This window comes from Microbacterium sp. X-17, from assembly GCF_039615055.1.
In genome coordinates, this window is sequence record NZ_JBDHNI010000001.1 from 1,422,659 (window position 1) to 1,448,123 (window position 25,465).

Sequence of the window (25,465 nt, forward strand, 5' to 3'; positions counted from 1 at the left end):
TGATGACCCAGAAGTACCTGATCCGCGGCGCGACTCTGGCCGACGGCACGCGAACCGACCTCCTGCTCTCCGACGGCCGGATCGCCGCGACCGGCAGCGCCGCGGGCGACGCGGGCGCGACCGTGATCGACGCGGACGGCCTGATCGCCCTCCCGGGTCTGGTCGACCTGCACACGCACCTGCGCGAGCCCGGCTACGAGCAGAGCGAGACGGTCCTGACCGGCACGCGCGCCGCCGCGGCGGGAGGCTTCACCGCGGTCTTCCCGATGGCGAACACCTCCCCGGTCGCCGACACCGCGGGCGTCGTGGAGCAGGTGCTCCGGCTCGGCGAGGCCGCGGGCTACGCGACCGTCCAGCCGATCGGCGCCGTCACGGTCGGGCTCGCGGGGGAGCGGCTGGCCGAGCTCGGCGCGATGGCCGACTCCCGCGCCAGGGTCCGGGTCTTCTCCGACGACGGCAAGTGCGTCTCCGACCCGCTGCTGATGCGCCGGGCGCTGGAGTACGTCAAGGCGTTCGGCGGCGTGATCGCGCAGCACGCGCAGGAGCCGCGGCTCACCGAGGGCGCCCAGATGAACGAGGGAGCGCTGTCCGGCGAGCTGGGCCTGACCGGCTGGCCGGCCGTCGCCGAGGAGTCGATCATCGCCCGCGACGTGCTCCTCGCCGAGCACGTCGGCTCACGCCTGCACGTTTGCCACGTGTCGACCGCCGGCTCGGTGGACGTCATCCGCTGGGCCAAGGCCCGGGGCGTGGACGTCACGGCCGAGGTGACGCCGCACCACCTGCTGCTGACCGAGGAGCTGGCCTCCGGCTACGACGCCCGCTACAAGGTCAACCCGCCGCTGCGCCGTGCGGAGGACGTGGAGGCGCTGCGCGCGGGACTGGCGGACGGGACGATCGACATCGTCGCGACCGACCACGCGCCGCACCCCGTCGAGTCGAAGGACTGCGAGTGGGACGCCGCCGCGTTCGGGATGGTCGGGCTGGAGTCCGCGCTCTCGGTCGTGCAGGCCTCGGTGGTCGACAACGGCCTCCTCGGCTGGACCGACATCGCCCGCGTGCTGTCCGCCACCCCGGCCAGGATCGGCCGGCTGGACGGCCACGGCCTCCCGCTGGAGACCGGTGCGCCGGCCGAGCTGTTCCTCTACGACCCGGCCGCCTCGCGCGAGTTCTCGACCGGCGACCTCGCGGGCAAGGGCGTCAACTCGCCCTACCTGTCGATGACGCTGCCGGGCCGGGTGGTGGCGACCTTCCACCGCGGCTACGCGACCGTGCTCGACGGCACCGTGGTCGAGGAGCTGGAGGCCGCCCGTGGATAAGCTCCTGCCGGCCATCGGCATCCTCCTCGTCGTCATCGTCGTGCTCGCCCTCGCGCTGGTCGGCTGGCGCCGTCGCGTCCGGCGCGACGCCCCCGCGGGCGGCGGCTACCCGGCGCCGGAGACCGTGGCGGCCGTGACGGCCTCCTCCGAGGTGCTCTACGTCGCCACGACCAAGGCCGGCGAGCCGCTGGAGCGGCTGGCGCTGCCCGGGCTGTCGTACCGCGGCCGGGGCACCGTGGAGGTCTCCGGGGACGGCGTGCAACTGCGCGTCACGGGGGAGCCGCCCGTGTTCATCCCGGCGACGGCGCTCACCGGCGTCGGCGCGGCGACGGTCACCATCGACCGGGTCGTGGAGCGGGACGGCCTGCTCCGGCTCGGCTGGACCACCAGCGGCGGCGCGTCCGCCGACAGCTACTTCCGGGTCGTGGACCCGGCCGGGCGCGGTCTGCTGACCGCGGCCGTCGAAGACATCCTCCCGGGCGGCACGCCCGCAGAGACCAATGACAGTACTAACCCCGAAGATTGGGAGGTGTGACGTGGCCGCAGCAGAACCTGCCGTGCTCGTCCTCGAAGACGGGAAGCGCTACGTGGGCCGGGCCTACGGGTCCCGCGGGCGGACGCTCGGGGAGGCGGTCTTCGCCACCGGCATGACCGGCTACCAGGAGACCCTCACCGACCCGTCGTACGCGGGCCAGATCGTCCTGATGACGGCGCCGCACATCGGCAACACCGGCACGAACGACGAGGACATGGAGTCCCGCCGGATCTGGGTGGACGGCTTCGTCGTCCGCGAGCCCAGCCGGGTCGTGTCCAATTTCCGTGCCCAGCGCAGCCTCGACGACGACCTCGTGGAGCAGGGCGTCGTCGGCATCAGCGGCATCGACACGCGCGCCGTCACCCGCCACATCCGCTCGGCGGGCGCGATGCGCGCCGGGATCTTCTCCGGCGACGACTTCGGGCTGAGCGACTCCGAGCAGCTGGAGCTCGTGCTCTCCGGCGCGAAGATGTCCGGCCGCAACCTGTCGGCCGAGGTCTCCACGGTCGAGCCGTACACGGTTCCCGCGGTCGGCGAGCGCGTCGGCTCGGTCGCGGTCCTCGACCTGGGCGTCAAGAAGTCCACGCTCGACAACCTCGCCGCGCGCGGGCTCGACGTCCACGTCCTCCCGCAGCAGGTCACCGCCGAGCACGTGCTGAGCCTGAACCCGTCCGCGCTGTTCTTCTCGAACGGCCCGGGCGACCCGCAGGCCTCCGACAAGCACGTCGCGCTCCTCCAGGAGACGCTGCGCGCCGGTCTGCCCTACTTCGGCATCTGCTTCGGCAACCAGCTCCTCGGCCGCGCGCTCGGCCTCACCACCTACAAGCTGCCGTTCGGCCACCGCGGGATCAACCAGCCGGTGCTCGACAAGCGCACCGGACGGGTGGAGATCACCGCGCAGAACCACGGCTTCGCGGTCAAGGCGCCGATCGACGCGACCTTCGACTCGCCGGCCGGCTTCGGCACGGTGGAGGTCAGCCACTTCAGCCTCAACGACAACGTCGTGGAGGGCCTCAACTGCCTCGACATCGACGCGTTCAGCGTCCAGTATCACCCGGAGGCCGCGGCCGGCCCGCACGACGCCAACTATCTGTTCGACCGGTTCATCGAGATGATCGAGAAGCGCGAGGCCGGCTCGACCGACGAGACCCAGGAAGGCACCGACTGATGCCCAAACGCGACGACATCCACTCCGTCCTGGTCATCGGGTCCGGCCCGATCGTCATCGGCCAGGCCTGCGAGTTCGACTACTCCGGCACCCAGGCGTGCCGCGTGCTCAAGCAGGAGGGCGTGCGCGTCATCCTGGTCAACTCCAACCCGGCCACGATCATGACCGACCCGGACTTCGCCGACGCCACCTACGTCGAGCCGATCACCTGGGAGGTCATCGAGACCATCATCGCCAAGGAGAAGCCGGACGCGATCCTGCCGACCCTCGGCGGCCAGACCGCGCTCAACGCTGCAATGCAGCTCCACGAGCACGGCATCCTGGAGAAGTACGGCGTCGAGCTGATCGGCGCCAAGTTCGAGGCGATCCAGAAGGGCGAGGACCGCCAGATCTTCAAGGAGCTCGTGGTCGAGGCCGGCGCCGAGGTGGCGCGCTCGCACATCGCGCACACCGTCGAGGAGGCGCTGGAGTTCGCCGAGGACCTCGGCTACCCGCTCGTCGTCCGTCCCTCGTTCACGATGGGCGGCCTCGGCTCGGGCTTCGCGTACACGCCGGAGGACCTGCGCCGCATCGCCGGCGACGGCATCCACCAGAGCCCGACCAGCGAGGTGCTCCTGGAGGAGTCCATCCTCGGCTGGAAGGAGTACGAGCTCGAGCTGATGCGCGACACCTCCGACAACACGGTGGTCGTCTGCTCGATCGAGAACGTCGACCCGGTCGGCGTGCACACCGGCGACTCGATCACGGTCGCTCCCGCGCTGACGCTGACCGACCGCGAGTACCAGAAGCTGCGGGACATCGGCATCGACATCATCCGCGCGGTGGGCGTCGACACCGGCGGCTGCAACATCCAGTTCGCGGTGAACCCGGAGAACGGCCGGATCATCGTCATCGAGATGAACCCGCGCGTCTCCCGCTCGTCGGCGCTCGCGTCCAAGGCCACCGGCTTCCCGATCGCGAAGATCGCCGCGAAGCTCGCCATCGGCTACCGGCTGGACGAGATCCCCAACGACATCACCAGGGTGACCCCGGCGAGCTTCGAGCCGACGCTCGACTACGTCGTGGTCAAGGTGCCTCGGTTCGCGTTCGAGAAGTTCCCGGCCGCCGACCCGACGCTGACCACCACCATGAAGTCGGTGGGCGAGGCGATGGCGATCGGCCGCAGCTTCACGAGCGCTCTGCAGAAGGCGCTCCGCTCGCTGGAGAAGCGCGGCTCGTCGTTCCACTGGGGCGCGGAGTCCCGCACCGTCGAGGAGCTGCTGGAGTCGATTGCGACCCCGACCGACGGCCGGATCGTGGACGTGCAGCAGGCCCTGCGCCTGGGCGCGACGCCCGAGCAGGTCTTCGAGGCCACCAAGATCGACCCCTGGTTCATCGACCAGATCGTCCTGATCAACGAGGTCGCCGAGCAGCTGCGCGACGCCGAGACGCTCGACACCGACACCCTCCGCTACGCGAAGGACCACGGCTTCTCGGACGCCCAGATCGGCGAGCTGCGCGGCTTCGGCGAGGCCGACGTGCGCGAGGTGCGGCACATCCTCGGCGTCCGCCCGGTCTACAAGACGGTGGACACCTGCGCGGGCGAGTTCCCCGCGCTGACGCCGTACCACTACTCCAGCTACGACGAGGAGACGGAGGTCGCCCCGAGCGACACCCGCAAGGTCGTCATCCTCGGCTCCGGCCCGAACCGCATCGGCCAGGGCGTCGAGTTCGACTACTCCTGCGTGCACGCGTCCTTCGCGCTGCACGACGCCGGGTTTGAGACGATCATGATCAACTGCAACCCGGAGACGGTCTCGACCGACTACGACACCTCCGACCGCCTGTACTTCGAGCCGCTGACGCTGGAGGACGTGCTGGAGGTCATCCACGCCGAGTCGCAGACCGGCGAGCTGGTCGGCGTCGTCGTGCAGCTCGGCGGCCAGACCGCCCTCGGCCTCGCCAAGGGCCTGGAGGCGGCGGGCGTCCCGATCCTCGGCACCACGCCGGAGGCCATCGACCTGGCGGAGGAGCGCGGCCTGTTCGCCGGCATCCTGGAGAACGCCGGGCTGCTGGCCCCGCGCAACGGCACGGCGATCGACTTCCCGAGCGCCGCGCACGCCGCGGAGCAGATCGGCTACCCGGTGCTCGTCCGCCCCAGCTTCGTGCTCGGCGGCCGCGGCATGGAGATCGTCTACGACACCGCCTCGCTCGCGGACTACTTCGAGCGGGTCGCGGGTCAGGGCATCGTCGGGCCGGCGCACCCGCTGCTGGTCGACCGGTTCCTGGACGACGCGATCGAGATCGATGTCGACGCGCTGTACGACGGCGAGCGGCTCTACATCGGCGGCGTCATGGAGCACATCGAGGAGGCCGGCATCCACTCGGGCGACTCCAGCTGCACCCTCCCGCCGATCACGCTGGGCCGCCGCGAGATCGACCGGGTGCGCGAGGCGACGCTGAAGATCGCCGAAGGCATCGGCGTCCGCGGGCTGCTGAACGTGCAGTTCGCGATCGGCGCCGGCGTGCTCTACGTGCTGGAAGCCAACCCGCGGGCGTCGCGGACGGTCCCGTTCGTCTCCAAAGCGCTCGGCATCCCGCTCGCCAAGGCCGCCTCGCGGATCATGGTCGGCGACACCGTCACCGGCCTGATCGAGGAGGGCCTGCTGCCGGAGTCCGACGGCTCGGTCATCCCGATGGACTCGCCCGTCGCCGTGAAGGAGGCGGTGCTGCCGTTCAAGCGGTTCCGCACCCGCGAGGGCAAGATCGTGGACTCGGTGCTCGGACCGGAGATGCGCTCGACCGGCGAGGTCATGGGCATCGACCGCGACTTCCCGACCGCGTTCGCCAAGAGCCAGGCCGCGGCCTACGGCGGCATGCCGCTGGAGGGCACGGTCTTCGTCTCGGTGTCCGACCGCGACAAGCGCGCGATCGTCCTCCCGGTGCTGCGGCTGAAGCAGCTCGGCTACGACATCGTCGCCACCGAGGGCACCGCGGAGGTGCTCAACCGCAACGGCATCGAGGCGCGGATCGTGCGCAAGTTCAGCGAGGCGCCGGAGGAGGACTCGGTCGTCGGGCTCATCACGCGCAACGAGGTGGACGTCGTCATCAACACGCCGAGCGGCCGCTCCGCCCGCGCCGACGGGTACGAGATCCGCGCGGCGGCGGTGGCCGGCGACAAGCCGCTGTTCACGACCATCGCGGAGCTGAGCGCCGCTGTCGCATCGCTCGACGCGGTGCGCGAGGGCTTCGAGGTGACGTCGCTGCAGGAGTACGCGCTGCAGAGGGCCGAGCGCGCGTGACGGGGACCTCGGTGTCGTTCGGCGACAGGCTGGCCGCGGCGTTCGACGCGCACGGCCGCCTGTGCGTCGGCATCGACCCGCACCAGGCGCTCCTCGGGGAGTGGGGCTTGGACTTCACTGCGGAGGGTGCCAGGGAGTTCGGGCTGCGCGTGGTCGACGCCGCCATCGGCCGGGTCGGGATCGTCAAGCCGCAGGTCGCGTTCTTCGAGCTCTACGGGTCGGCGGGGTACGCCGCGCTCGAAGAGGTGATCGCCACCGCCCGCGCCGCCGGGCTGCTGGTGATCGCCGACGCCAAGCGCGGTGACATCGGCACCAGCGTCGCCGCGTACACGGAGTCCTGGTTCGTGCCCGGATCGCCGCTGGAGTCCGACGCTCTCACGGTCTCGGCGTTCCAGGGCGTCGGTTCGCTGGCCGAATCGATGGAGCTGGCGGAACTCACCAACAAGGGGCTCTTCGTGCTCGCCGCGACCTCCAACCCGGAGGCGGCAGCGGGTCAGCAGGCAGTGCTCCAGGGCGGCCCCCGTGCCGGGATGACGGTCGCCCGTGCGATCATCGAAGACGTGCACGCGTTCAACCAGGAGCAGCCTCCGCATCCGTTCGGCACGGTCGGCCTGGTGCTCGGCGCCACCGTCGCGCTGGGGGACTACGGGATCGACACCGCGACCTCGGTCGCACCGACCGTCCCGGTGCTCGCGCCCGGGTTCGGCCACCAGGGCGCGCGGGTGTCCGACGTGCGCGCGCTCTTCGGGGCGTTCGCGCCCGGGGTGATCGTGAGCGAGTCCCGCGGGTTGCTGACCGCCGGCCCCGACGGGTTGGCCGAGGCCGTCTCCCGTCGCGCCGAGGAGGTGCGCGCCAGTCATGGCTGAGCCGACCACCGCCTCCCGCCGCCCGGCGCCGCCGGAGGTCGACCGGACTGCCGCCTCCGCCGCCGCCGTCGCCGCTCGCCGCGCGCGAGCCGCCGTCAAGAACGCCATCGCCGCCCGCGAGGTCTCGCCGCTGGTCGTCCTCGACCACGCGACCGCCGCGCCCGAGGGCGTGGAGGGCCGGCTGCGGGTCACCGAGTTCCTGCTGAGCGTGCCCGCGATCGGCACGACGAAGATGCAGGACGCCCTGGAGCGCCTGGCCATCTCGCCCGCGAAGCGGCTCGGCGGCCTCGGCAGGCACCAGCGGCTGAAGCTCCGCGAGTTCCTGATCGAGCGCGAGAACAAGGCCGGCCGGCGCCGCAACCAGCTCGTCGTGCTGGCCGGGCCGACCGCGGTCGGCAAGGGCACCGTCTCCACCTACATCCGGGAGAACTACCCGGAGGTGCTGCTGTCGGTCTCCGCGACCACGCGCGCGCCGCGGCCCGGGGAGGCCGACGGCGTGAACTACTACTTCGTCGACGACACCGAGTTCGACCGGATGATCGAGCAGGGCGAGCTCCTGGAGCACGCCACCGTGCACAACGCCTACCGCTACGGCACGCCGCGCGGTCCGATCGAGGCGGCGCTGGAGCAGGGCAGGAGCGTGCTGCTGGAGATCGACCTGCAGGGCGCCCGCCAGGTGCGCGAGACCATGCCCGAGGCGCGGCTCATCTTCCTGCTGCCGCCGACCTGGGATGAGCTGGTCAGGCGCCTGATCGGCCGCGGCACCGAGGAGGCAGCCGAGCAGCAGCGCCGGCTGGAGACCGCCAAGGTGGAACTGGCCGCCCAGGACGAGTTCGACTACCGTGTGGTCAACCACACGGTCGCTGAGGCCGCCCGGGAGGTCGTAGACTTGATGAAGGTCCGCGCGGCGCCGTCGCGCCCGTAGATCGGAATCGTTAGCGCCGGCACCGGCGCTCTACCGCAGTTTCTCCACGTCTCGACACCGCGAGGCGCGGAAGCACAACAGAGAGGGTTACCGCACATGGCGACCACCAACAACGGCATCATCGACCCGCCCATCGACGACCTCCTGGCCCGCGTCGAGTCCAAGTACGCGCTGGTCATCTTCGCCTCCAAGCGCGCCCGCCAGATCAACGACTACTACGCCGACCTGCACGAGGGCAGCCTGTTCGACAACGTCGGCCCGCTGGTCGACTCCTCCGTCGACGACAAGCCCCTCTCGGTCGCGCTGCACGAGATCAACGAGGACAAGCTCGTCATCAAGCCGCTGGCCGCGGAGTAACCTCCCGGCACCACCGGCAGACAGAGAGCCGCCGACCGAGCGCAACAGAACGACCGCAGCCGGGACCGTGTCCCGCTGGCTGGAGGAGATGCCGCCGTGAGCCCACGATTGACCGTCGTCGTCGGAGTGACCGGCGGCATCGCCGCGTATAAAGCGGTCGGAGTCATCCGTGCGTTGGTGCTCGAAGGGCACTCGGTGCACGTGGTGGCGACGGAGGCCGCGCTGCGGTTCGTGGGCCGTCCGACCCTGGAGGCGATCAGCCGCAACCCCGTCGCGACCGACCTCTACGAGGGCGTCGCCGAGGTGCGGCACGTGGCCATCGGCCAGTCCGCCGACCTCATCGTCATCGCCCCGGCGACGGCGAACACCCTGGCGAAGCTCGCAGCGGGCATCGCGGACGACCTTCTCGGCAACACCGTGCTGGCCTCCACGGCCCCGCTCGTGGTCGCCCCGGCGATGCACACCGAGATGTGGCGCAATCCCGCCACCGTCGCCAACGTCGCCACCCTGCGCAGCCGCGGCGTCACCGTCGTGGGGCCGGCCTCCGGCCAGCTGACGGGCGCCGACTCCGGCCCGGGCCGCATGGAGGAGCCGGACGTCATCGTGCGCGCCGCGCTACGCGCCGCCGGCATCTCGCCGCGCCTGGCCGTCTCCGCCGTGCCGGAGCCGGTCGCGGACGTCGTGGTGCTCTCCGAGCGGCGCCGCGCCAACGAGGCCTCCCGCCGGCCGCGCGGCGGCGTCGACCTCGCGGGCAAGCGCGTCGTCGTGACCGCGGGCGGCACCCGCGAGCCGCTGGATCCCGTGCGCTTCCTCGGCAACCGGTCGAGCGGACGGCAGGGGGTCGCCGTCGCCGCGGCGGCCCAGGCCCGAGGCGCCGAGGTGGTGCTCATCGCCGCGCACCTGGAGGTCGAGCCGCCGGAGGGCGTCGAGCTGGTCCAGGTGCAGACCGCGCTGGAGCTGCAGGAGGCCGTCACCGAGGCGGCGCGCTCCGCGGACCTGGTCGTGATGACCGCCGCGGTCGCCGACTACCGGCCCGCCGTCACGCGCGACTCCAAGATCAAGAAGTCCGAGGCGGGCCAGACCCTCACGCTGGAGCTGGTCGCCAACCCGGACATCCTCGCCGGGCTCTCCGCCGCCAAGCGCGAGGGCCAGGTCGTCGTCGGCTTCGCCGCCGAGACCGAGCCCGACCCGTCGACGCTCATCGAGCTGGGCCGGACCAAGCTCGCCGCCAAGGGCAGCGACTTCCTCGTCCTCAACCAGGTCGGCTGGGAGCAGGGCTTCGCAACGGAGAGCAACGAGGTCGTGGTCCTCCGCAGGGGCGGCGATATAGTGATGGAGGCCTCGGGGAGCAAGCTGTCGGTGGCCGACCGTATCTTGGACGTCGTCGTCTAGTCGTCGACCAGGGCCACGGCATCCCTGGCCGTGCCGCCATGCCGCGATCAAGGAGAACAATGGCAGATCTGCGCCTCTTCACGTCGGAGTCGGTCACCGAAGGACACCCCGACAAGATCTGCGACCAGATCTCCGACAGCATCCTGGACGCGCTCCTCGCGGTCGACCCGCACAGCCGCGTCGCCGTCGAGACGCTGGTCACCACCGGGCTGGTCCACGTGGCCGGCGAGGTGACGACGAAGGGCTATGTCGAGATCCCGGCTCTGGTGCGCGAGAAGATCGTCGAGATCGGCTACGACTCCTCCGACGTGAGCTTCGACGGCACCCAGTGCGGCGTGTCCGTCTCCATCGGGGCGCAGTCGCCGGACATCGCCCAGGGCGTCGACAACGCCTTCGAGTCGCGCACCGAGCAGAGCACGGACGACCTCGACCGGCAGGGCGCGGGCGACCAGGGCATCATGTTCGGCTTCGCCACCACCGAGACGCCGCAGTACATGCCGCTGCCGATCTGGCTGGCGCACCGGCTCGCCGAGCGCCTCGCTGCCGTGCGCAAGGACGGCACCCTCGACTACCTCCGCCCGGACGGCAAGACGCAGGTCACGATCGGCTACGAGGGCCACACGCCGCGCACCGTGGAGACCGTCGTGCTCTCGACGCAGCACGCGCCGCACGTCTCCAGCGAGCAGCTCCAGGCCGAGGTCGTGGAGGAGGTCATCGCCCCGGTCATGCACGCCGCGGGCCTGGAGACCACGCACATCCGCACGCTCATCAACCCGACCGGCCGGTTCGAGATCGGCGGCCCGAAGGGCGACGCCGGGCTCACCGGGCGCAAGATCATCGTCGACACCTACGGCGGCGCCAGCCGGCACGGCGGCGGCGCGTTCTCCGGCAAGGACCCGTCGAAGGTCGACCGCTCGGCCGCGTACGCGATGCGCTGGGTCGCGAAGAACGCCGTCGCGGCGGGCCTCGCCGACCGCCTCGAAGTGCAGATCGCGTACGCGATCGGCAAGGCCGCCCCGGTCGGGCTCTATGTGGAGTCGTTCGGCACCGGCACCGTCTCGGACGAGAAGATCATCCGCGCCATCCGCGAGGTGTTCGACCTGCGTCCGGCCGCGATCGTGCGCGACCTCGACCTGCTCCGGCCGATCTACGCGCAGACGGCGACCTACGGCCACTTCGGCCGCGACCTCCCCGACTTCACCTGGGAGCGGCTGGACCGCGTCGACGACCTGCGCTCCGCCGCGGGGCTGTAGCCGTGCCGGCGGCCGCCACGGTCGCCCGGGTGGCCCTGGACTCGCCGCTCCCGCAGCTCGACCACCTGTTCGACTACAGCGTCCCCGACGAGCTCGCGGAGCAGGCGGTCCCCGGCGTGCGCGTGCGCGTACCGCTGCGCTCGGCGGGACGGGTGGCCGACGGCTACCTGGTGGAGCTCGCCGAGCCCGATGAGGCCTTCTCCGGCGCACTGAGCCCGCTGGAGGCCGTGGTGTCGCCGGTGCCGGTGCTCACCGAGCCGGTGTGGCGGCTCGCCCGCAGGCTCGCCGACCGCAGCGCGGGGACGGCGAGCGACATCCTCCGGCTCGCCGTGCCTCCGCGGATGGTGCGCGTGGAGAAGGCGTGGCTGGCGGCGCGGGAGGCGGGCGCTTCCGCTCCCGCGCCGACCGAGGCGCAGCCCGCGGCGTTCCCGGTGCGCGGCTACGGCGCCGGCGTGCTGGAGGCCGCCGTCGCGGCGGGGGAGCGCATCGCCCTGCGGCCGATCCCGCGGCTGAGCCGGCTCCCGGACGGCACCTGGGTCGGGGAGTGGGCGGTCACGCTGGCCGCGCTCGCGACCGCCACCTGGCGCGCGGGCAGCACCGCCATCGTCGCCGTGCCCGACCACCGCGACCTGGAGCAGCTCGCGGCCGCCCTGACCGCGATCGCGCCGCCGTCGGCGGTGGTCCGCGCCGACGCCTCCCAGTCGAATCCGGAGCGGTACAAGGGCTTCCTCGCCGCGCTGTCCGGCCCGCGCATCGTCATCGGCAACCGGTCGGTGGTCTACGCCCCCGCCGCCCGGCTCGGCCTGGTCGCGGTGTGGGAGGACAGCGACCCGCTGTTCGCGGAGCCGCTCAGCCCGTATGTGCACGCGCGCGACGCCGCGCTGGTCCGGCAGGAGCTGGAGGGCGGCGCGCTCGTGCTGAGCGGGCTGGTCCGCAGCGTCGAGGCGCAGCGGCTGGTCGACCTCGGCTGGCTGCGCGACCTCGGGCCGGAGCGCGCCTATACCGGCAAGGTCGTGCTGACCGCGAACCAGAGCGCCGACGAGCCGGCCGCCCGCGCCGCGCGCATCCCGTCGTCCGCGTGGCGGGCCGCCAGGGAGGCGCTGAGCGGCGAGAGCGGGAGGCCGCGCGGCCCCGTGCTTGTCCAGGTCGCCCGGCCCGGCTACCTGCCCGTGCTGTCCTGCGCCAACTGCGGTCAGGCGGCGCGCTGCGCCCGCTGCACCGGTCCGCTCGGGCAGCGCAGGGCGGGGGCGACGCCCTCCTGCGGCTGGTGCGGCGCACTGGCGACGGACTGGCACTGCACGCGCTGCGAGCAGACGAAGCTGCGGATGGTGACACCGGGCTCCGGCCGGACGGCCGAGGAGCTGGGCCGCGCCTTCCCGGGCACGCGCGTGATCCTCGCGGACGGAGACCACCCGGTGCAGCGCGTCGGCCCCGCTCCCGCGCTCGTGGTCGCCACGCGCGGCGCCGAGCCGATCGCGGAGGGCGGCTACCAGGCGGTGCTGCTCCTCGACGGCGAGCGGATGCTGGCCAGGGAGAACCTGCATGTCGCCGAGGACTGCCTGCGCTGGTGGACGAGCGCCGCGGTGCTGGCCGCTGCGGGCGCGCCGACCGTGCTCGTCGGCGTCTCCGGCGACCTGGCCCGCGACTTCGCGACCGGCCGCCTGGTCGACTTCGCCCGCGAGGAGCTGGCCGACCGACGCCAGCTCCGGTTCCCGCCCGCGGTGCGGCTGGCCTCGGTGACCGGGGCCGCTGAGTCGGTCGACAGCGTGCTGAAGGCCGTCGACCCGGACCTGCTGATCGACGTGCTCGGCCCGGCCGGCGTGGACGAGAAGACGGTCAGGGCCATCCTGCGCTTCGAGTACGCGAAGGGCGCCGACGTGGCCGCGGCGGTGCGGGCGACGGTCGTCCGCAACGCGACGCAGCGCCGCCGGGCGCCGGGAGGCCGCCCCGGCTACCGCCCGGCCCCGACGCTCCGCGTCCGCTTCGACGACCCCGAAATCCTCTAACCCCCACCTCTTCATCGCCGAGGGGCACGTAAACGCCCCTAAACCGCGCGCGTAGGGGCGTCTACGTGCCCCTCGGCTCGTGCGCGCGGAAGAGAGAGCGCGCGAAGGGCACGTTGTTGTCACTTTTCGCGCCCGGAAGTGACAACAACGTGCCCCTCGGCGGACGGGTGGGGTGTGTGGGGCGCGGGTAGACTCGGGGGCTGGACCAGACCGAAAGAACCTTGACATGCGACTCGTCTTCGCCGGCACGCCCGCCGTCGCCGTCCCCTCCCTGACCGCCCTCGCCGAGCGGTTCGACATCGCCGCCGTGATCACCCGCGAGGACGCGCCGCTCGGCCGCAAGCGCGTGCTGACCCCGTCGCCGGTAGCCGACGCCGCCGCCGCCCTCGACCTCCCGGTCATCAAGGCCAACCGCCTGGACGACGGCGTGACCGACCAGGTCGCCCGCCTGGAGGCCGACCTCGGCGTGATCGTCGCCTACGGCGGCCTGGTCCGCGAGCCGCTGCTCTCGACCCCGCGGCTCGGCTGGGTCAACCTGCACTTCTCGCTCCTCCCGCGCTGGCGCGGCGCCGCGCCCGTCCAGCGCGCCGTCATGGCCGGCGACGCCGAGACCGGCGCCGCGGTCTTCCAGCTCGTCGCCGGGCTGGACGCGGGCGACGTGTTCGCGGAGCTCCGCCGCCCGATCCCGGCCGACGCGACGGCGGGCGAGCTGCTCGACGCCCTGGCCCAGGAGGGCGCGCCCCTGCTCGTGGACACCGTCGCCGCCCTGGCGGACGGCACCGCCGAGGCCGTGCCGCAGTCGGGCGAGCCGGTGCTCGCGCCGAAGCTCACGATCGACGACGCCCGCCTCGACCTCACCCGGCCGGTGGAGGAGGTCTACGCCCGACTGCTCGGCGTGACCCCGGAGCCGGGCGCCTGGGCGCTCCTCGACGGCGAGCGGTTCAAGATCCACGCCGCGCGCCCGGCCGCCGGGCTGTCGCTCCCGGCCGGAGTCGTCGCCGCGAGGGAGGGGCGCATCGAGGTGGGCACCGGGACGACCCCGCTCGAGCTCCTCACCGTGCAGCCCTCGGGCAAGCGCGCCATGGACGCCGCCGACTGGTGGCGCGGCGCCGGAGGGGAGGCGGTGCTGGCATGAACGACCGCCACCGCAACGATCGCAACCGCAACGACCGCAACCGCAACCAGCCCGGCCGCAGCGCCGCCGAGCGCACCCGCGTCCAGCCGTCCCGCACAGTCGCTCTCGACGTCATCTCCGCCGTCCGCGAGTCGGACGCCTACGCCAACCTCCTGCTGCCCGGCCGAATCGCCCGGGCCGGACTGTCGCCGGCCGACGCCGCGCTCGCCACCGAGCTGACCTACGGAACCCTGCGCATGCAGGGCTACTACGACCGGGTGATCGCCCGCGCCGCCGGCCGCACCGTCGACAAGATCGACCCGCCGCTGCTCGACGTGCTGCGGCTCGGCGCGCATCAGCTGCTGTCGACCCGGGTGGCGTCGCACGCGGCCGTCAACGAGTCGGTCGCGCTCGCCCGCCAGGTCGGCAGCAGGTCCGGCACCGGCTTCGTCAACGGCGTGCTCCGCGAGATCGGCCGCTCGACGCCCGAAGAGTGGCGTGCGCGCGTCCTCGCCGACGCGAAGAACGAGGACGAGCGCTACGCCGCGCTCAGCTCGCACCCGGCCTGGATCGTGCGCGCGTTCCACCGCGCGCTGGAGTCCGAGGGCCGCGGCGACGAGCTGGAGGCGCTGCTGGAGGCCGACAACACCGCGCCCCGCGTCAACCTGGTGGCGCTCCCCGGCCTCGCCGACCCGCCGGAGGGCGCACGCCCGGACCGGTTCTCGCCCGTCGGCTTCACCGCGGGCGGGGGAGACCCGCAGGGGCTCGTCACCGAGGCGGAGGGCCGGCTGCGCGTGCAGGACGAGGGCTCCCAGCTCGCCGCCCTCGCGCTCACGCGCGCCCGGCCGGTCGAGCCGGGCGAGCGCTGGCTCGACCTCTGCGCCGGCCCGGGCGGCAAGGCGGCGCTGCTCGCGGCCGAGGCGCTCGCGGGCGGTGCGACCCTGGTCGCGAACGAGGTCGTGCCCGCCCGGGCCGAGCTGGTCCGCCGCGCCCTCGCCGCCGTGCCGCTCGACGTCCCGGTCTGGGAGCGCGACGGCGTCGGCATCGGCGCGGAGGAGCCGGAGTCGTTCGACCGCATCCTGCTCGACGCGCCGTGCACCGGTCTCGGCGCGCTGCGACGCCGCCCGGAGGCCCGCTGGCGCAAGACCCCGCGCGACGTGGCCGAGCTGACCGCCCTGCAGACGCGGCTCCTGGACTCCGCGGTGGCGGCGCTCAAGCCGGGCGGCCTGCTGGCGTACATCACCTGCTCGCCGCATGTCGCGGAGACCCGTGCGATCGTGGCCGACGCGCTCGACCGGCACCGCGGCGCCCTGCGCCCGGTGGGCACGGCCGACATCGTGCAGTCCGTCGCCGAGGAGCGCCTCGACCTCGCGGGCGACCCCGACCTCGTCCAGCTCTGGCCGCACCGCCACCTGACCGACGCGATGTTCATCGCCGTGCTGGAGAAGGCGGGCGGCGACGCCTCCGCACCCTAGGCTGGAGGCATGGCGACGCGCATCAACCCCAGCATCCTGGCGGCCGACTTCGTGAACCTGGAGCGGGACCTCGGCACGATCGCCACGGCCGACCTGGTGCACGTGGACGTCATGGACAACCACTTCGTGCCGAACCTCACGTTCGGGCCGCAGATGGTGGGCCGCATCCAGGACGTCAGCCCGATCCCGCTCGACGTGCACCTGATGATCGACGACCCCGACCGCTGGGCCCCCGGCTACGCCGAGCTCGGCGCCTACTCGGTGACCTTCCACGCCGAGGCCGCCGCCGATCCGGTCGCGCTCGCGCGCCGCCTGCGCGCGATCGGGGCCCGCGCCGGGATCGCGCTCAAGCCCGGCACCTCCGCCGACGGCTACCTCGACCTGCTGCCGGAGTTCGACCAGGTGCTGGTGATGACCGTGGAGCCCGGCTTCGGCGGCCAGTCGTTCATGGTCGAGACCATGCCCAAGCTGCGGTCGCTGCGGGAGGCGGTGGAGGCCCGCGGCCTCGACGTCTGGCTGCAGGTGGACGGTGGGATCACCGAGGAGACCATCGTGACCGCGGCCGAGAACGGCGCCGACACGTTCGTGGCCGGGTCGAGCGTCTTCCGCGGCGAGCCGGCCGAGCGGATCGCGGGCCTGCGGGCCGCGGTGGCGGCGCACACCCACTGAGGGCGGCGCCGCCGACCGGTCAGACCTGCGCGGGTGCGGCCTCCGTCGCCGGTGCGGGAGCCCGGGCCGGGATGAACGACAGTGCCGCGGCGCCGAGCAGCGCCGTCGCGGCGAACACGTAGAACCCGCCGGGGTAGGCCAGGCCGAGCGTGACGAGCGTGCCGGTCACCGCCGGGCCGAGGATCGCGCCGAGCCGGCCGATGCCCGCGGCGAAGCCGAGCGCGGTGCCGCGGATCTCCGGCGGGTAGAGCTGGGTGATGAACGCGTAGACCAGCACCTGCGCCGAGAACACGAACACGCCCGTGACGAACACCGCCGCGTAGAGCATCGTCACCTCGTCCATCCGCACGCTGAGGACGGCCAGCAGCGCGGCCGCGATCGCGAACCAGGTCACCGCCACGCGCTTGGTGCCGGCCTTGTCCGCCACGATGCCCGCCACGATCAGGCCGGTGACCGCGCCCGCGTTCAGGGTCAGCAGCAGCCCGAGCGAGTCGGTGGAGCCGTAGCCGGCGTCGCGCATGAGCTGCGGCAGCCAGGTGTTGAGCCCGTAGACCAGCAGCAGCCCCATGAAGGACGCCACCCAGACGCCGATGCTGATCGTGACGTAGCGCCGCTCGACCAGCCGGCGGACCGTCGGGCGCGGGGCGGCCGTGCGCTCCCTACGGGCCTCGGGCAGGGCGAGGCGGATCAGCGGAACGGTGACCAGCCCGGCGACGCCGCCGATGACGAACAGCACGCGCCACTCCGGGATGACCGCGATGGCGAGGAGGGCGGTGAGGACGGCGCCGGCATGGTAGCCGGTCATCGTGAGGGTCGTCGCCTTGCCCGCGCGCTCGCTCGGCATGAGATCGGTGACGTAGGCGATGGCCACCGGCAGGCACGCGCCCAGCGCCAGGCCGGCGAGCACGCGGAGCAGCCCGAACACGAACACGTTCGGCGCGATCACGATGGCGAGGGTGAGCAGCGAGAACACCGTCACGCAGAGCAGCAGGCACAGCCTCCTGCCGTAGCGGTCGGCGAGCGGGCCGACGGTGAGCGCGCCGACGCCGACGCCGACCAGCCCGGCCGTGGCGACCGCCGTGGCGGCGGCCGGGTCGAAACCGAGGTCCTTCGTGCTGAGCAGGGTGGGGATGACGGTGCCGAGCACCACCAGGTCGAAGCCGTCGAGCGCGACGATCACCCAGCACAGCAGCAGGGGCCAGAACCCGGCGCGGCGGGTGGGCGGGGAGGTGGTCGAAACCATGGGGATCTCCTCATCGAGATGGGATATGTCAGCGTAAACCCGTTGACATTAGCACATCGGTCGCTCGCGCCGCGGGCGCCGGAGTCGTCACGCGGACCGACCCGCGCTCCACGACCGGTACGCTGTAACGGTGAAAACCTTCGACGACCTCTTCGCCGAGCTCAGCGAGAAGGCCGAGACCCGCCCGGAGGGATCCGGGACGGTTCGCGAGCTGGACGCGGGCGTGCACGCCATCGGAAAGAAGATCGTGGAGGAGGCCGCCGAGGTCTGGATGGCCGCCGAGTACGAGTCCGACGAGGCCACGGCCGAGGAGATCTCCCAGCTCCTCTACCACCTCCAGGTGCTGCTGCTCGCGAAAGGCCTGACTCCGGCCGACGTGTACCGACATCTGTGACGAACGACCCCTTCCTCCGTCACCCACGTCACGAAAGTCACATCACATGCTGAAGATCGCCGTCCCCAACAAGGGCTCCCTCTCCGAGACCGCGGCGCAGATGCTCCACGAGGCCGGCTACAACGGCCGTCGCGACCCCAAGGAGCTCATCGTCGCCGACCCGCGCAACGGGGTGGAGTTCTTCTACCTCCGGCCGCGCGACATCGCCACCTACGTCGGCTCCGGCGCGCTCGACGTCGGCATCACCGGCCGGGACCTCCTGATCGACTCGGGATCGCCCGCCGCCGAGATCGCGGCGCTCGACTTCGCCGCCTCCACGTTCCGCTTCGCCGGCCCAGCCGGCACATACACCGACCTCGCGGACCTCGACGGCAAGCGCGTCGCCACGAGCTACCCCGGCCTGGTCGGCGGCTTCCTCAACGAGAACGGCGTGGATGCTGCGCTGATCAAGCTCGACGGCGCCGTGGAGTCCGCGGTGCGGCTCGGCGTCGCGGACGCCGTGGCCGACGTGGTCGAGACCGGCTCGACGCTGCGCAAGCAGGGCCTGGAGATCTTCGGCCCGGTCATCCTGGAGTCCGAGGCCGTGCTGGTCTCCTCGCCCTCGCCCGCCGCGGGCGTCGACACCCTGCTCCGCCGCCTGCAGGGCGTGATGGTCGCCCGTCAGTACGTGCTGGTCGACTACAACCTCCCGGTCGCCCTCCTGGAGCAGGCCGTCGCGCTCACGCCCGGCGTGGAGTCGCCCACCGTGTCGCCGCTCGGCGAGCCCGACTGGGTGGCGGTGCGCGTGATGATCAAGCGCGACAGCACCAACCACGTGATGGACGACCTCTACGAGCTCGGCGCCCGGGCCATCCTGGTCACCTCGATCCACGCGGCGCGGATCTGATGAGCGTCGCGGTCCGGGTCATCCCCTGTCTCGACGTGGCCGCCGGACGCGTCGTCAAGGGCGTCAACTTCCAGAACCTCCGCGATCAGGGCGACCCCGTCGAGCTGGCGCGCCGGTACTTCGAGCAGGGCGCCGACGAGCTGACCTTCCTGGATGTCACGGCCACGGTCGACGACCGGGCGACCACCTACGACGTGGTGCGCGCGACGGCCGAGCAGGTCTTCATCCCGCTCACCGTCGGCGGCGGGGTGCGCAGCACCGAGGACGTCGCGAAGCTGCTGGGCAGCGGCGCGGACAAGGTCGGCGTCAACTCGGCCGCGATCGCGCGCCCGGAGCTGGTGGCGGAGATCGCCCGGCGCTTCGGCGCGCAGGTGCTCGTGCTCTCGCTCGACGTCAAGCGCTCGGCGGCGACGCCCTCCGGCTTCGTGGTGACCACGCACGGCGGCCGCACCGAGACCGGGATCGACGCACTGGCCTGGGCGGAGCGCGCCATCGAGCTCGGCGCCGGTGAGCTGCTGGTCAACTCGATCGACGCCGACGGCACCAAGGAGGGCTTCGACCTGGAGCTGGTCCGGGAGATGCGCGCGATCAGCACCGTCCCGGTGATCGCGTCGGGCGGCGCGGGCTCCCTGGCGGACTTCGTGCCGGCGATCGAAGCCGGCGCCGACGCCGTGCTCGCCGCCAGCGTGTTCCACTCGGGCGAGCTGACCATCGGGGACGTGAAACAGGAACTGCGCCACGCAGGCTTGGAGGTGCGCTCATGACCGGCATGGACGACGTGATCGGACGGATCCGCTTCACCGACGCCGGGCTGGTGCCCGCCGTCATCCAGCAGTGGGACTCCCGCGAGGTGCTCATGATGGGCTGGATGGACGCGGAGGCCGTGCGCCGCACGCTCACCGAGGGCCGCGTCACCTTCTGGTCGCGCTCCCGGCAGGAGTACTGGCGCAAGGGCGACACGTCCGGGCACGTCCAGTACGTCAAGGGCGCCGCGCTCGACTGCGACGGCGACACCCTGCTCGTGACCGTCGACCAGGTGGGCGCGGCCTGCCACACCGGCACCCGCACCTGCTTCGACGCCGACGTGCTCGCGCCCGTCGTGGGCGGGGCGGAGACCGACGAGCTGGTCAAGGAGATGGGGTCCGACCTGTGATCGCGACCGCAGACGGCACGACGGGGCGCGACGAGTTCGCCGCGCTGGCCGCCGAGCACCGCGTCGTGCCCGTGGTCCGCGAGCTCTTCGCCGACGGCGAGACCCCGGTCGGCATCTACCGCAAGCTCGCCGCCGGGCGCCCGGGCACCTTCCTGCTGGAGTCCGCCGAGCAGGGCGGCATCTGGTCGCGCTTCTCGTTCGTGGGCGCCGCGTCGTTCGGCATGCTCACGCAGGACGGCGACGACGTGCGCTGGCTCGACTACGGCCTGTCCGCCGAGCGCGCCCTGGGAGCCGCCGTGCCGACCGGGCCGCTCGACGCCCTCGCGGCGCTGCACGAGCGCTGGTCGTCGCCGCGCATCCCCGGCCTGCCTCCGCTGACCGGCGGGCTCGTCGGCTTCATCGGCTGGGAGGCGGTGCGCCAGCTGGAGCGGCTGCCGCAGCGCCCGCCCGCGGACTACGACATCCCGGGCCAGGCGATGGCCTTCGCCGCCGACCTCGTGGTGATCGACCACCGCTCGGGCACCGTCAAGCTCATCGCGAACGCGCTGGCCGACGGCGAGCAGGACGCCGACGCGCTCTGGACCGACGCGCAGCAGCGCCTCGACCGCATGCAGCGGCAGCTCGCGCAGCCGTCCGAGGCGTGGCTGGCCGAGGTCGACCTCGGCACCCCGGCGCAGCCGGTGTCGCGCACCCGCGAGGAGGACTTTCTCGCGTCGGTCGTGACGGCCAAGGAGCGCATCGTGGCCGGCGACATCTTCCAGGTGGTCATCTCGCAGCGCTTCGAGCTGGAGTGCACCGCCTCCGCGCTCGACGTCTACCGCGTCCTGCGGGCGCTGAACCCCAGCCCGTACATGTACCTGCTGTCACTGGAGCGACCGGACGGCGAGCCCTACCAGATCGTCGGCTCCTCGCCGGAGGCGCTGGTCAAGGTGCAGGAGGGCCGCGCCTTCACGCACCCCATCGCCGGCTCGCGGCCGCGCGGCGCGACGCCGGAGGAGGACCTCGACCTGGAGGCCTCCCTCCTCGCCGACGACAAGGAGCGCGCCGAGCACCTGATGCTCGTCGACCTGGCCCGCAACGACCTCCTGAAGGTGTGCGAGGCCGGCAGCGTCGAGGTGACCGAGTTCATGCGTGTGGAGCGGTTCAGCCACATCATGCACATCGTCTCGTCGGTGGAGGGCGACCTGCTGCCGGACTCCGGCGCGATCGACGTCTTCCGGGCGACCTTCCCGGCCGGGACTCTGTCCGGCGCCCCGAAGCCGATGGCGCTGCGGATCATCGACGAGCTGGAGCCCGCGCAGCGCGGCGTGTACGGGGGAGTGATCGGCTACTTCGACTTCGCGGGCGATGCCGATCTTGCCATCGCGATCCGCACGGCGACCATCCTGGGCGGCGTCGCGCGCGTGCAGGCGGGCGGCGGCCTCGTCGCCGACTCGGTGCCGCGCCTGGAGTTCCAGGAGTCGCAGAACAAGGCCGCGGCGCCGCTGCGCGCGGTCGCGGTGGCCAACGGGATGAGACGGGTGCACGGTGCGGACTGAGAACCGCCGGATCAAGTACCTGACGCTCCTCGCCCTCCTGGTCGGGAGCGGCCTCGGACTGCTCTCCGCGACGCAGACCTGGTTCACCATCCAGGTGCGGGACGTGGCCAACCACGCCGGGACGGTCACCGTCGCCGGGTCGGCCGCGGCGCCCGCGCTGACGGCGCTCTCGCTCGCCGGCCTTGCGCTGACGGCTGCGCTCGCCATCGCCGGCCCGGCGTTCCGGATCGTGCTGGCGCTGCTCGGCGTCCTGCTGGGCGTCTCCCTCGTCTACTCGGCCCTCGCCGTGCTCGGCGACCCGCTGCAGGCCGCCAGCGCCGCGATCACGTCCGCGACGGGCGTCGCCGGGGAGGCCTCGCTGCGCAAGCTGGTGCAGAGCACGTCCACCGAGTTCTGGCCGTGGCTCGCGGTCATCGGCGGTGTGCTGGTCGCGCTGTCCGGCGTGCTGGCCCTCGTCTTCCTGCGCGCCTGGCCCGGCCCGTCGCGCAAGTACCAGGCCCGGTTCGCGGGCGAGGACGGCCGGTCGGCAGAGGAGACGCTCGCCGGGCTGGACGGCGACGCCGGAGAGCCGGAGGCGGAGGAGGGCGACGAGCGCGAGGCCCGCGCCGTCGCCGAATCCGACGCGCCGGAGGAGCCCACCTCCCTCGACCGGGACTCCGCGATCGACAGCTGGGACGAGCTGAGTCGCGGCGACGACCCCACCCGCTGAGCCACTAGACTGGTCCAGATCCACCAATCCGTGCGCGCCGTGGTGCAGCCTCCGGGCTGTGCCGGCTGAACAGCAGCCGAGACGCGCACCCGACGTGCAGGAGTCCCATGAGCACCGAGTCAGTCGAGCCAGGCCACGGTCATTCGCCGGCGGCGTGGACGGCCGTGATCATCATGCTTATCGCCTTCACCATCGGCGCCATCGCGTTCTTCTACGACGCGCCGATCGTGGTGTGGGCCTCCGCCGGTCTGGCGATCGTCGGACTGATCGTCGGCTGGATCATGAAGCGCGCGGGCTATGGAGTGGGCGGCTCCAAGTACACCCCGAAGGGCCACTAGCCCGTGCTCGCCGACCTCGTCGCCGGCGCGCTGGAGGATGCGGAGCGGCGACGCGCCGAGCGACCCCTCGCGGTCGTGGAGGCCGCTGCTGCCGCGCGTGAGCCCGCCATCGACGCGCTCGCGGCGCTCGCGCCCGCCGAGCGGGTCAAGATCATCGCCGAGGTCAAGCGTGCGAGCCCGTCGCGCGGCGACCTCGCCGCGATCCCGGACCCCGCCGCCCTCGCCTCCCTGTACGAGACCGGGGGAGCGAGCGCGATCAGCGTCCTCACCGAGGAGCGCCGGTTCAAGGGATCGCTCGAGGATCTCGAAGCCGTCCGCGCCGCGGTGACCCTCCCGGTGCTCCGCAAGGAGTTCGTCGCCGAGCCCTACCAGGTGCTCGAGGCGCGCGCCGCCGGGGCCGACCTCGTGCTGCTCATCGTCGCCGCGCTCGATCAGCAGCGGCTCGTGGAGCTCCACGACCTCATCACCGACCTCGGCATGACCGCGCTCGTGGAGGCGCACACCGAGGACGAGCTGAGCCGCGCGTTCGACACCGGCGCGAAGCTGGTGGGCGTCAACGCGCGCAACCTCTCGACGTTCGAGCTGGACCCCGACCTGTTCGGCCGCCTGGCCGACCGGTACCCGTCCGGCGTCATCCGCGTGGCGGAGTCGGCCGTGAAGTCGGCCGCCGATGTCGCGCACTACCGGGCGGCGGGCGCGGATGTCGTGCTCGTCGGCGAGGCGCTCGTCACGAGCGACCCGATCGCCACGCTCGGCCAGTTCCTTGGAGCCTGATGTCCCTTCGTTCTGAACACGGACCCTACTTCGGCGACTTCGGCGGGCGCTTCGTGCCCGAGTCCCTCGTCGCCGCCCTCGACGAGCTCACCGTGGCGTGGGAGGCGGCGAAGGCCGACCCTGCGTTCCACGCGGAGCTCGACGAGCTGCACCGCAGCTACACCGGGCGGCCCAGCATCATCACGGAGGTGCCGCGCTTCGCGGAGCACGCGGGCGGCGCACGCGTCATCCTCAAGCGCGAAGACCTGAACCACACCGGCTCGCACAAGATCAACAACGTGCTCGGCCAGGCCATCCTCACCAAGCGGATCGGCAAGACCCGCGTGATCGCCGAGACCGGCGCGGGCCAGCACGGTGTCGCGACCGCGACGGCCGCGGCTCTGTTCGGCCTGAGCTGCACCATCTACATGGGCGAGGTCGACACCGAGCGCCAGGCGCTGAACGTTGCTCGCATGCGCCTGCTCGGCGCCGAGGTCATCGCGGTCAAGACCGGCTCGCGCACTCTCAAGGACGCGATCAACGACGCGATGCGCGACTGGGTGACGAACGTCGAGGACACCAACTACATCTTCGGCACTGTCGCGGGCCCGCACCCGTTCCCTGAGATGGTGCGCGACCTTCAGAAGATCATCGGCGAGGAGGCCCGCGAGCAGGTGTTGGCGCTCACCGGCCGCCTGCCCGACGCCGTCGCGGCGTGCGTCGGCGGCGGCTCGAACGCGATGGGCATCTTCCACGCGTTCCTGGACGACGAGGACGTGCGCCTGGTCGGCTTCGAGGCCGGCGGCGAGGGCGCGGAGACCCCGCGGCACGCCGCGACCATCACCAAGGGGCGCCCCGGCGTCCTGCACGGCGCGCGCAGCATGCTGCTGCAGGACGAGGACGGCCAGACCATCGAGTCGCACTCGATCTCCGCCGGGCTCGACTACCCCGGAGTCGGCCCGGAGCACTCGTGGCTCGCGTCGATCGGCCGCGCAGAGTACCGCCCGGTGACGGATGCGGCCGCGATGGAGGCTCTGCGCCTGCTCAGCCGCACCGAAGGCATCATCCCGGCCATCGAGTCGGCGCACGCGCTGGCCGGCGCCCTGGAGCTCGGCAAGCAGCTCGGCCCGGACGGCATCGTGCTCGTGAACCTGAGCGGCCGCGGCGACAAGGACATGGAGACCGCCGGACGCTACTTCGGCCTGATCGACGAAGGAGCCGTGCAGTCGTGAGCCGCGTGGCAGACACCATCGCTCGCCGCAACGCCGAGGCCGCAGGCGCCCTGATCGGCTACCTCCCGGCCGGCTTCCCCGACCTGCAGACCAGCGTCGACGCCGCCGTGGCCCTCGCCGAGAACGGCGTCGACGTCATCGAGCTCGGCCTGCCGTACTCCGACCCCGTCATGGACGGCGCGGTCATCCAGGCGGCGACGCAGCAGGCGCTGTCGAACGGCTTCCGGCTGCGCGACGGCTTCACGGCCGTGCGCGAGATCACGCAGCGCGTGGACGTGCCGGTCCTGGTGATGACCTACTGGAACCCGGTGCTGCAGTACGGCGTCGACCGGTTCGCGGACGACCTGGTCGCCGCGGGCGGCGCCGGGCTGATCACGCCCGACCTGATCCCGGACGAGGGAGCGGCCTGGCTGGCCGCCTCCGACCGCGCAGGGCTCGACCGCGTCTTCCTGGCGGCGCCCTCCTCGACGGACGCCCGCCTGCGTTCGACCGTCGAGCACAGCCGCGGCTTCGTCTACGCCGTCTCCACGATGGGAATCACCGGCGCACGCACCGACGTCGACGCCGCGGCCCGCACGCTGGTCGGCCGCCTGCGCGACGCCGGGGCCACCAGCACCTGCGTCGGCCTCGGCATCTCCAGCGCGGCGCAGGTCGCCGAGGTCCTGGAGTACGCGGACGGCGCGATCGTGGGCTCCGCCCTCGTGAAGGCCCTGGCCGACGGGGGAGTCGCAGAGGCCGGACGGGTCGCAGCGGAGCTCGCGCGCGGCACGGTGCGCCAGGGCGCGACGGCCTGATCCGACCGCGTCGGGGGCATCCCCGACCACCACTTAGACTGGAGGCCGTGCGCCACTCGGCGCCGGAC

Annotated in this window: 24 protein-coding genes; 23 read left to right on the forward strand and 1 reads right to left on the reverse strand. The window is 72.6% G+C overall.

Annotated elements, in window-relative coordinates; genetic code table 11:
- Positions 1-2 precede the first annotated feature (2 nt).
- The 13 genes from ABCS02_RS06960 to rpe all read left to right on the forward strand — a co-directional run bounded on the left by ABCS02_RS06960 (position 3) and on the right by rpe (position 16,357).
- Positions 3-1,316, forward strand: a complete 1,314-nt coding sequence (locus tag ABCS02_RS06960) for a dihydroorotase (RefSeq protein WP_345835189.1) — start codon at positions 3-5, stop codon at positions 1,314-1,316.
- Entirely contained in the window at positions 1,309-1,851 is a 543-nt protein-coding gene (locus ABCS02_RS06965; protein WP_345834858.1) for a hypothetical protein, read from the forward strand. Before ABCS02_RS06960 ends, ABCS02_RS06965 begins: the two co-directional genes overlap by 8 nt.
- On the forward strand, positions 1,817-3,019 hold the full coding sequence (carA, locus tag ABCS02_RS06970; protein ID WP_345834859.1) for a glutamine-hydrolyzing carbamoyl-phosphate synthase small subunit: 1,203 nt from the start codon (positions 1,817-1,819) through the stop codon (positions 3,017-3,019). Before ABCS02_RS06965 ends, carA begins: the two co-directional genes overlap by 35 nt.
- Complete coding sequence (carB, locus tag ABCS02_RS06975; protein ID WP_345834860.1) at positions 3,019-6,300, forward strand: carbamoyl-phosphate synthase large subunit; 3,282 nt, start codon at positions 3,019-3,021, stop codon at positions 6,298-6,300. The genes carA and carB overlap by 1 nt, the downstream gene beginning before the upstream one ends.
- A complete protein-coding gene (pyrF, locus tag ABCS02_RS06980) occupies positions 6,297-7,166 on the forward strand; it encodes an orotidine-5'-phosphate decarboxylase (RefSeq protein ID WP_345834861.1) in 870 nt (289 codons plus the stop codon). The genes carB and pyrF overlap by 4 nt, the downstream gene beginning before the upstream one ends.
- Positions 7,159-8,091: a guanylate kinase gene (gene gmk, locus ABCS02_RS06985; RefSeq protein WP_345834862.1), complete on the forward strand. Its 933-nt coding sequence runs from the start codon at positions 7,159-7,161 to the stop codon at positions 8,089-8,091. The genes pyrF and gmk overlap by 8 nt, the downstream gene beginning before the upstream one ends.
- 96 nt (positions 8,092-8,187) lie before the next feature.
- The gene (gene rpoZ, locus ABCS02_RS06990; RefSeq protein ID WP_185277257.1) at positions 8,188-8,448 is read left to right on the forward strand and encodes a DNA-directed RNA polymerase subunit omega; all 261 of its coding nucleotides are present in this window, start codon (positions 8,188-8,190) and stop codon (positions 8,446-8,448) included.
- A gap of 108 nt (positions 8,449-8,556) precedes the next feature.
- The gene (locus tag ABCS02_RS06995; protein ID WP_345835190.1) at positions 8,557-9,840 is read left to right on the forward strand and encodes a bifunctional phosphopantothenoylcysteine decarboxylase/phosphopantothenate synthase; all 1,284 of its coding nucleotides are present in this window, start codon (positions 8,557-8,559) and stop codon (positions 9,838-9,840) included.
- Positions 9,841-9,899: 59 nt separating this feature from the next.
- Entirely contained in the window at positions 9,900-11,093 is a 1,194-nt protein-coding gene (metK, locus tag ABCS02_RS07000) for a methionine adenosyltransferase (protein ID WP_345834863.1), read from the forward strand.
- Positions 11,094-11,095: 2 nt separating this feature from the next.
- On the forward strand, positions 11,096-13,099 hold the full coding sequence (locus ABCS02_RS07005; protein WP_345834864.1) for a primosomal protein N': 2,004 nt from the start codon (positions 11,096-11,098) through the stop codon (positions 13,097-13,099).
- 226 nt (positions 13,100-13,325) lie between these two features.
- A complete protein-coding gene (gene fmt / locus ABCS02_RS07010) occupies positions 13,326-14,234 on the forward strand; it encodes a methionyl-tRNA formyltransferase (protein ID WP_345834865.1) in 909 nt (302 codons plus the stop codon).
- Positions 14,231-15,688, forward strand: a complete 1,458-nt coding sequence (locus ABCS02_RS07015; protein ID WP_345834866.1) for a transcription antitermination factor NusB — start codon at positions 14,231-14,233, stop codon at positions 15,686-15,688. Before fmt ends, ABCS02_RS07015 begins: the two co-directional genes overlap by 4 nt.
- A 9-nt stretch (positions 15,689-15,697) precedes the next feature.
- Positions 15,698-16,357, forward strand: a complete 660-nt coding sequence (rpe, locus tag ABCS02_RS07020) for a ribulose-phosphate 3-epimerase (protein WP_345834867.1) — start codon at positions 15,698-15,700, stop codon at positions 16,355-16,357.
- Positions 16,358-16,376: 19 nt separating this feature from the next.
- Here rpe and ABCS02_RS07025 read toward each other — a convergent pair whose 3' ends face one another.
- Positions 16,377-17,600 carry an aromatic acid/H+ symport family MFS transporter gene (locus ABCS02_RS07025; RefSeq protein WP_345834868.1) on the reverse strand — a complete coding sequence of 408 codons (1,224 nt, stop codon included), beginning with the start codon at positions 17,598-17,600 and terminating at the stop codon, positions 16,377-16,379.
- A gap of 130 nt (positions 17,601-17,730) precedes the next feature.
- Between ABCS02_RS07025 and ABCS02_RS07030 the strand changes: the two genes are divergently transcribed.
- The 10 genes from ABCS02_RS07030 to trpA all read left to right on the forward strand — a co-directional run bounded on the left by ABCS02_RS07030 (position 17,731) and on the right by trpA (position 25,397).
- On the forward strand, positions 17,731-17,994 hold the full coding sequence (locus ABCS02_RS07030) for a phosphoribosyl-ATP diphosphatase (protein WP_179605777.1): 264 nt from the start codon (positions 17,731-17,733) through the stop codon (positions 17,992-17,994).
- A gap of 46 nt (positions 17,995-18,040) precedes the next feature.
- Positions 18,041-18,880 carry an ATP phosphoribosyltransferase gene (gene hisG / locus ABCS02_RS07035; RefSeq protein WP_345834869.1) on the forward strand — a complete coding sequence of 280 codons (840 nt, stop codon included), beginning with the start codon at positions 18,041-18,043 and terminating at the stop codon, positions 18,878-18,880.
- Positions 18,880-19,644, forward strand: coding sequence for an imidazole glycerol phosphate synthase subunit HisF (gene hisF / locus ABCS02_RS07040; RefSeq protein ID WP_345834870.1), 765 nt, complete (start codon positions 18,880-18,882; stop codon positions 19,642-19,644). The genes hisG and hisF overlap by 1 nt, the downstream gene beginning before the upstream one ends.
- Positions 19,641-20,033, forward strand: a complete 393-nt coding sequence (gene hisI / locus ABCS02_RS07045; RefSeq protein WP_345834871.1) for a phosphoribosyl-AMP cyclohydrolase — start codon at positions 19,641-19,643, stop codon at positions 20,031-20,033. Before hisF ends, hisI begins: the two co-directional genes overlap by 4 nt.
- Positions 20,030-21,571, forward strand: coding sequence for an anthranilate synthase component I (locus ABCS02_RS07050; RefSeq protein WP_345834872.1), 1,542 nt, complete (start codon positions 20,030-20,032; stop codon positions 21,569-21,571). Before hisI ends, ABCS02_RS07050 begins: the two co-directional genes overlap by 4 nt.
- On the forward strand, positions 21,561-22,280 hold the full coding sequence (locus ABCS02_RS07055) for a Trp biosynthesis-associated membrane protein (RefSeq protein ID WP_345834873.1): 720 nt from the start codon (positions 21,561-21,563) through the stop codon (positions 22,278-22,280). The genes ABCS02_RS07050 and ABCS02_RS07055 overlap by 11 nt, the downstream gene beginning before the upstream one ends.
- Positions 22,281-22,387: 107 nt before the next feature.
- Positions 22,388-22,618: a DUF6704 family protein gene (locus ABCS02_RS07060; protein WP_345834874.1), complete on the forward strand. Its 231-nt coding sequence runs from the start codon at positions 22,388-22,390 to the stop codon at positions 22,616-22,618.
- A gap of 3 nt (positions 22,619-22,621) precedes the next feature.
- Positions 22,622-23,392 (forward strand): indole-3-glycerol phosphate synthase TrpC, encoded by a 771-nt coding sequence (trpC, locus tag ABCS02_RS07065; RefSeq protein ID WP_345834875.1) that lies wholly within the window; start codon positions 22,622-22,624, stop codon positions 23,390-23,392.
- Positions 23,392-24,603, forward strand: coding sequence for a tryptophan synthase subunit beta (gene trpB / locus ABCS02_RS07070; protein ID WP_345834876.1), 1,212 nt, complete (start codon positions 23,392-23,394; stop codon positions 24,601-24,603). Before trpC ends, trpB begins: the two co-directional genes overlap by 1 nt.
- Positions 24,600-25,397, forward strand: a complete 798-nt coding sequence (gene trpA, locus ABCS02_RS07075; protein ID WP_345834877.1) for a tryptophan synthase subunit alpha — start codon at positions 24,600-24,602, stop codon at positions 25,395-25,397. Before trpB ends, trpA begins: the two co-directional genes overlap by 4 nt.
- The last annotated feature ends 68 nt before the right edge of the window (positions 25,398-25,465 follow it).

Excerpts from the sequence above, each read along its gene's own strand:
- ABCS02_RS06960 (WP_345835189.1), top strand. The coding sequence starts at position 3 with ATGACCCAGAAGTACCTGATCCGCGGCGCGACTCTGGCCGACGGCACG.
- carA (WP_345834859.1), top strand. The coding sequence starts at position 1,817 with ATGACAGTACTAACCCCGAAGATTGGGAGGTGTGACGTGGCCGCAGCA.
- carB (WP_345834860.1), top strand. The coding sequence starts at position 3,019 with ATGCCCAAACGCGACGACATCCACTCCGTCCTGGTCATCGGGTCCGGC.
- gmk (WP_345834862.1), top strand. The coding sequence starts at position 7,159 with ATGGCTGAGCCGACCACCGCCTCCCGCCGCCCGGCGCCGCCGGAGGTC.
- rpoZ (WP_185277257.1), top strand. The coding sequence starts at position 8,188 with ATGGCGACCACCAACAACGGCATCATCGACCCGCCCATCGACGACCTC.
- metK (WP_345834863.1), top strand. The coding sequence starts at position 9,900 with ATGGCAGATCTGCGCCTCTTCACGTCGGAGTCGGTCACCGAAGGACAC.
- fmt (WP_345834865.1), top strand. The coding sequence starts at position 13,326 with ATGCGACTCGTCTTCGCCGGCACGCCCGCCGTCGCCGTCCCCTCCCTG.
- ABCS02_RS07015 (WP_345834866.1), top strand. The coding sequence starts at position 14,231 with ATGAACGACCGCCACCGCAACGATCGCAACCGCAACGACCGCAACCGC.
- rpe (WP_345834867.1), top strand. The coding sequence starts at position 15,698 with ATGGCGACGCGCATCAACCCCAGCATCCTGGCGGCCGACTTCGTGAAC.
- ABCS02_RS07025 (WP_345834868.1), bottom strand. The coding sequence starts at position 17,600 with ATGGTTTCGACCACCTCCCCGCCCACCCGCCGCGCCGGGTTCTGGCCC.
- hisG (WP_345834869.1), top strand. The coding sequence starts at position 18,041 with ATGCTGAAGATCGCCGTCCCCAACAAGGGCTCCCTCTCCGAGACCGCG.
- hisF (WP_345834870.1), top strand. The coding sequence starts at position 18,880 with ATGAGCGTCGCGGTCCGGGTCATCCCCTGTCTCGACGTGGCCGCCGGA.
- hisI (WP_345834871.1), top strand. The coding sequence starts at position 19,641 with ATGACCGGCATGGACGACGTGATCGGACGGATCCGCTTCACCGACGCC.
- ABCS02_RS07060 (WP_345834874.1), top strand. The coding sequence starts at position 22,388 with ATGAGCACCGAGTCAGTCGAGCCAGGCCACGGTCATTCGCCGGCGGCG.
- trpB (WP_345834876.1), top strand. The coding sequence starts at position 23,392 with ATGTCCCTTCGTTCTGAACACGGACCCTACTTCGGCGACTTCGGCGGG.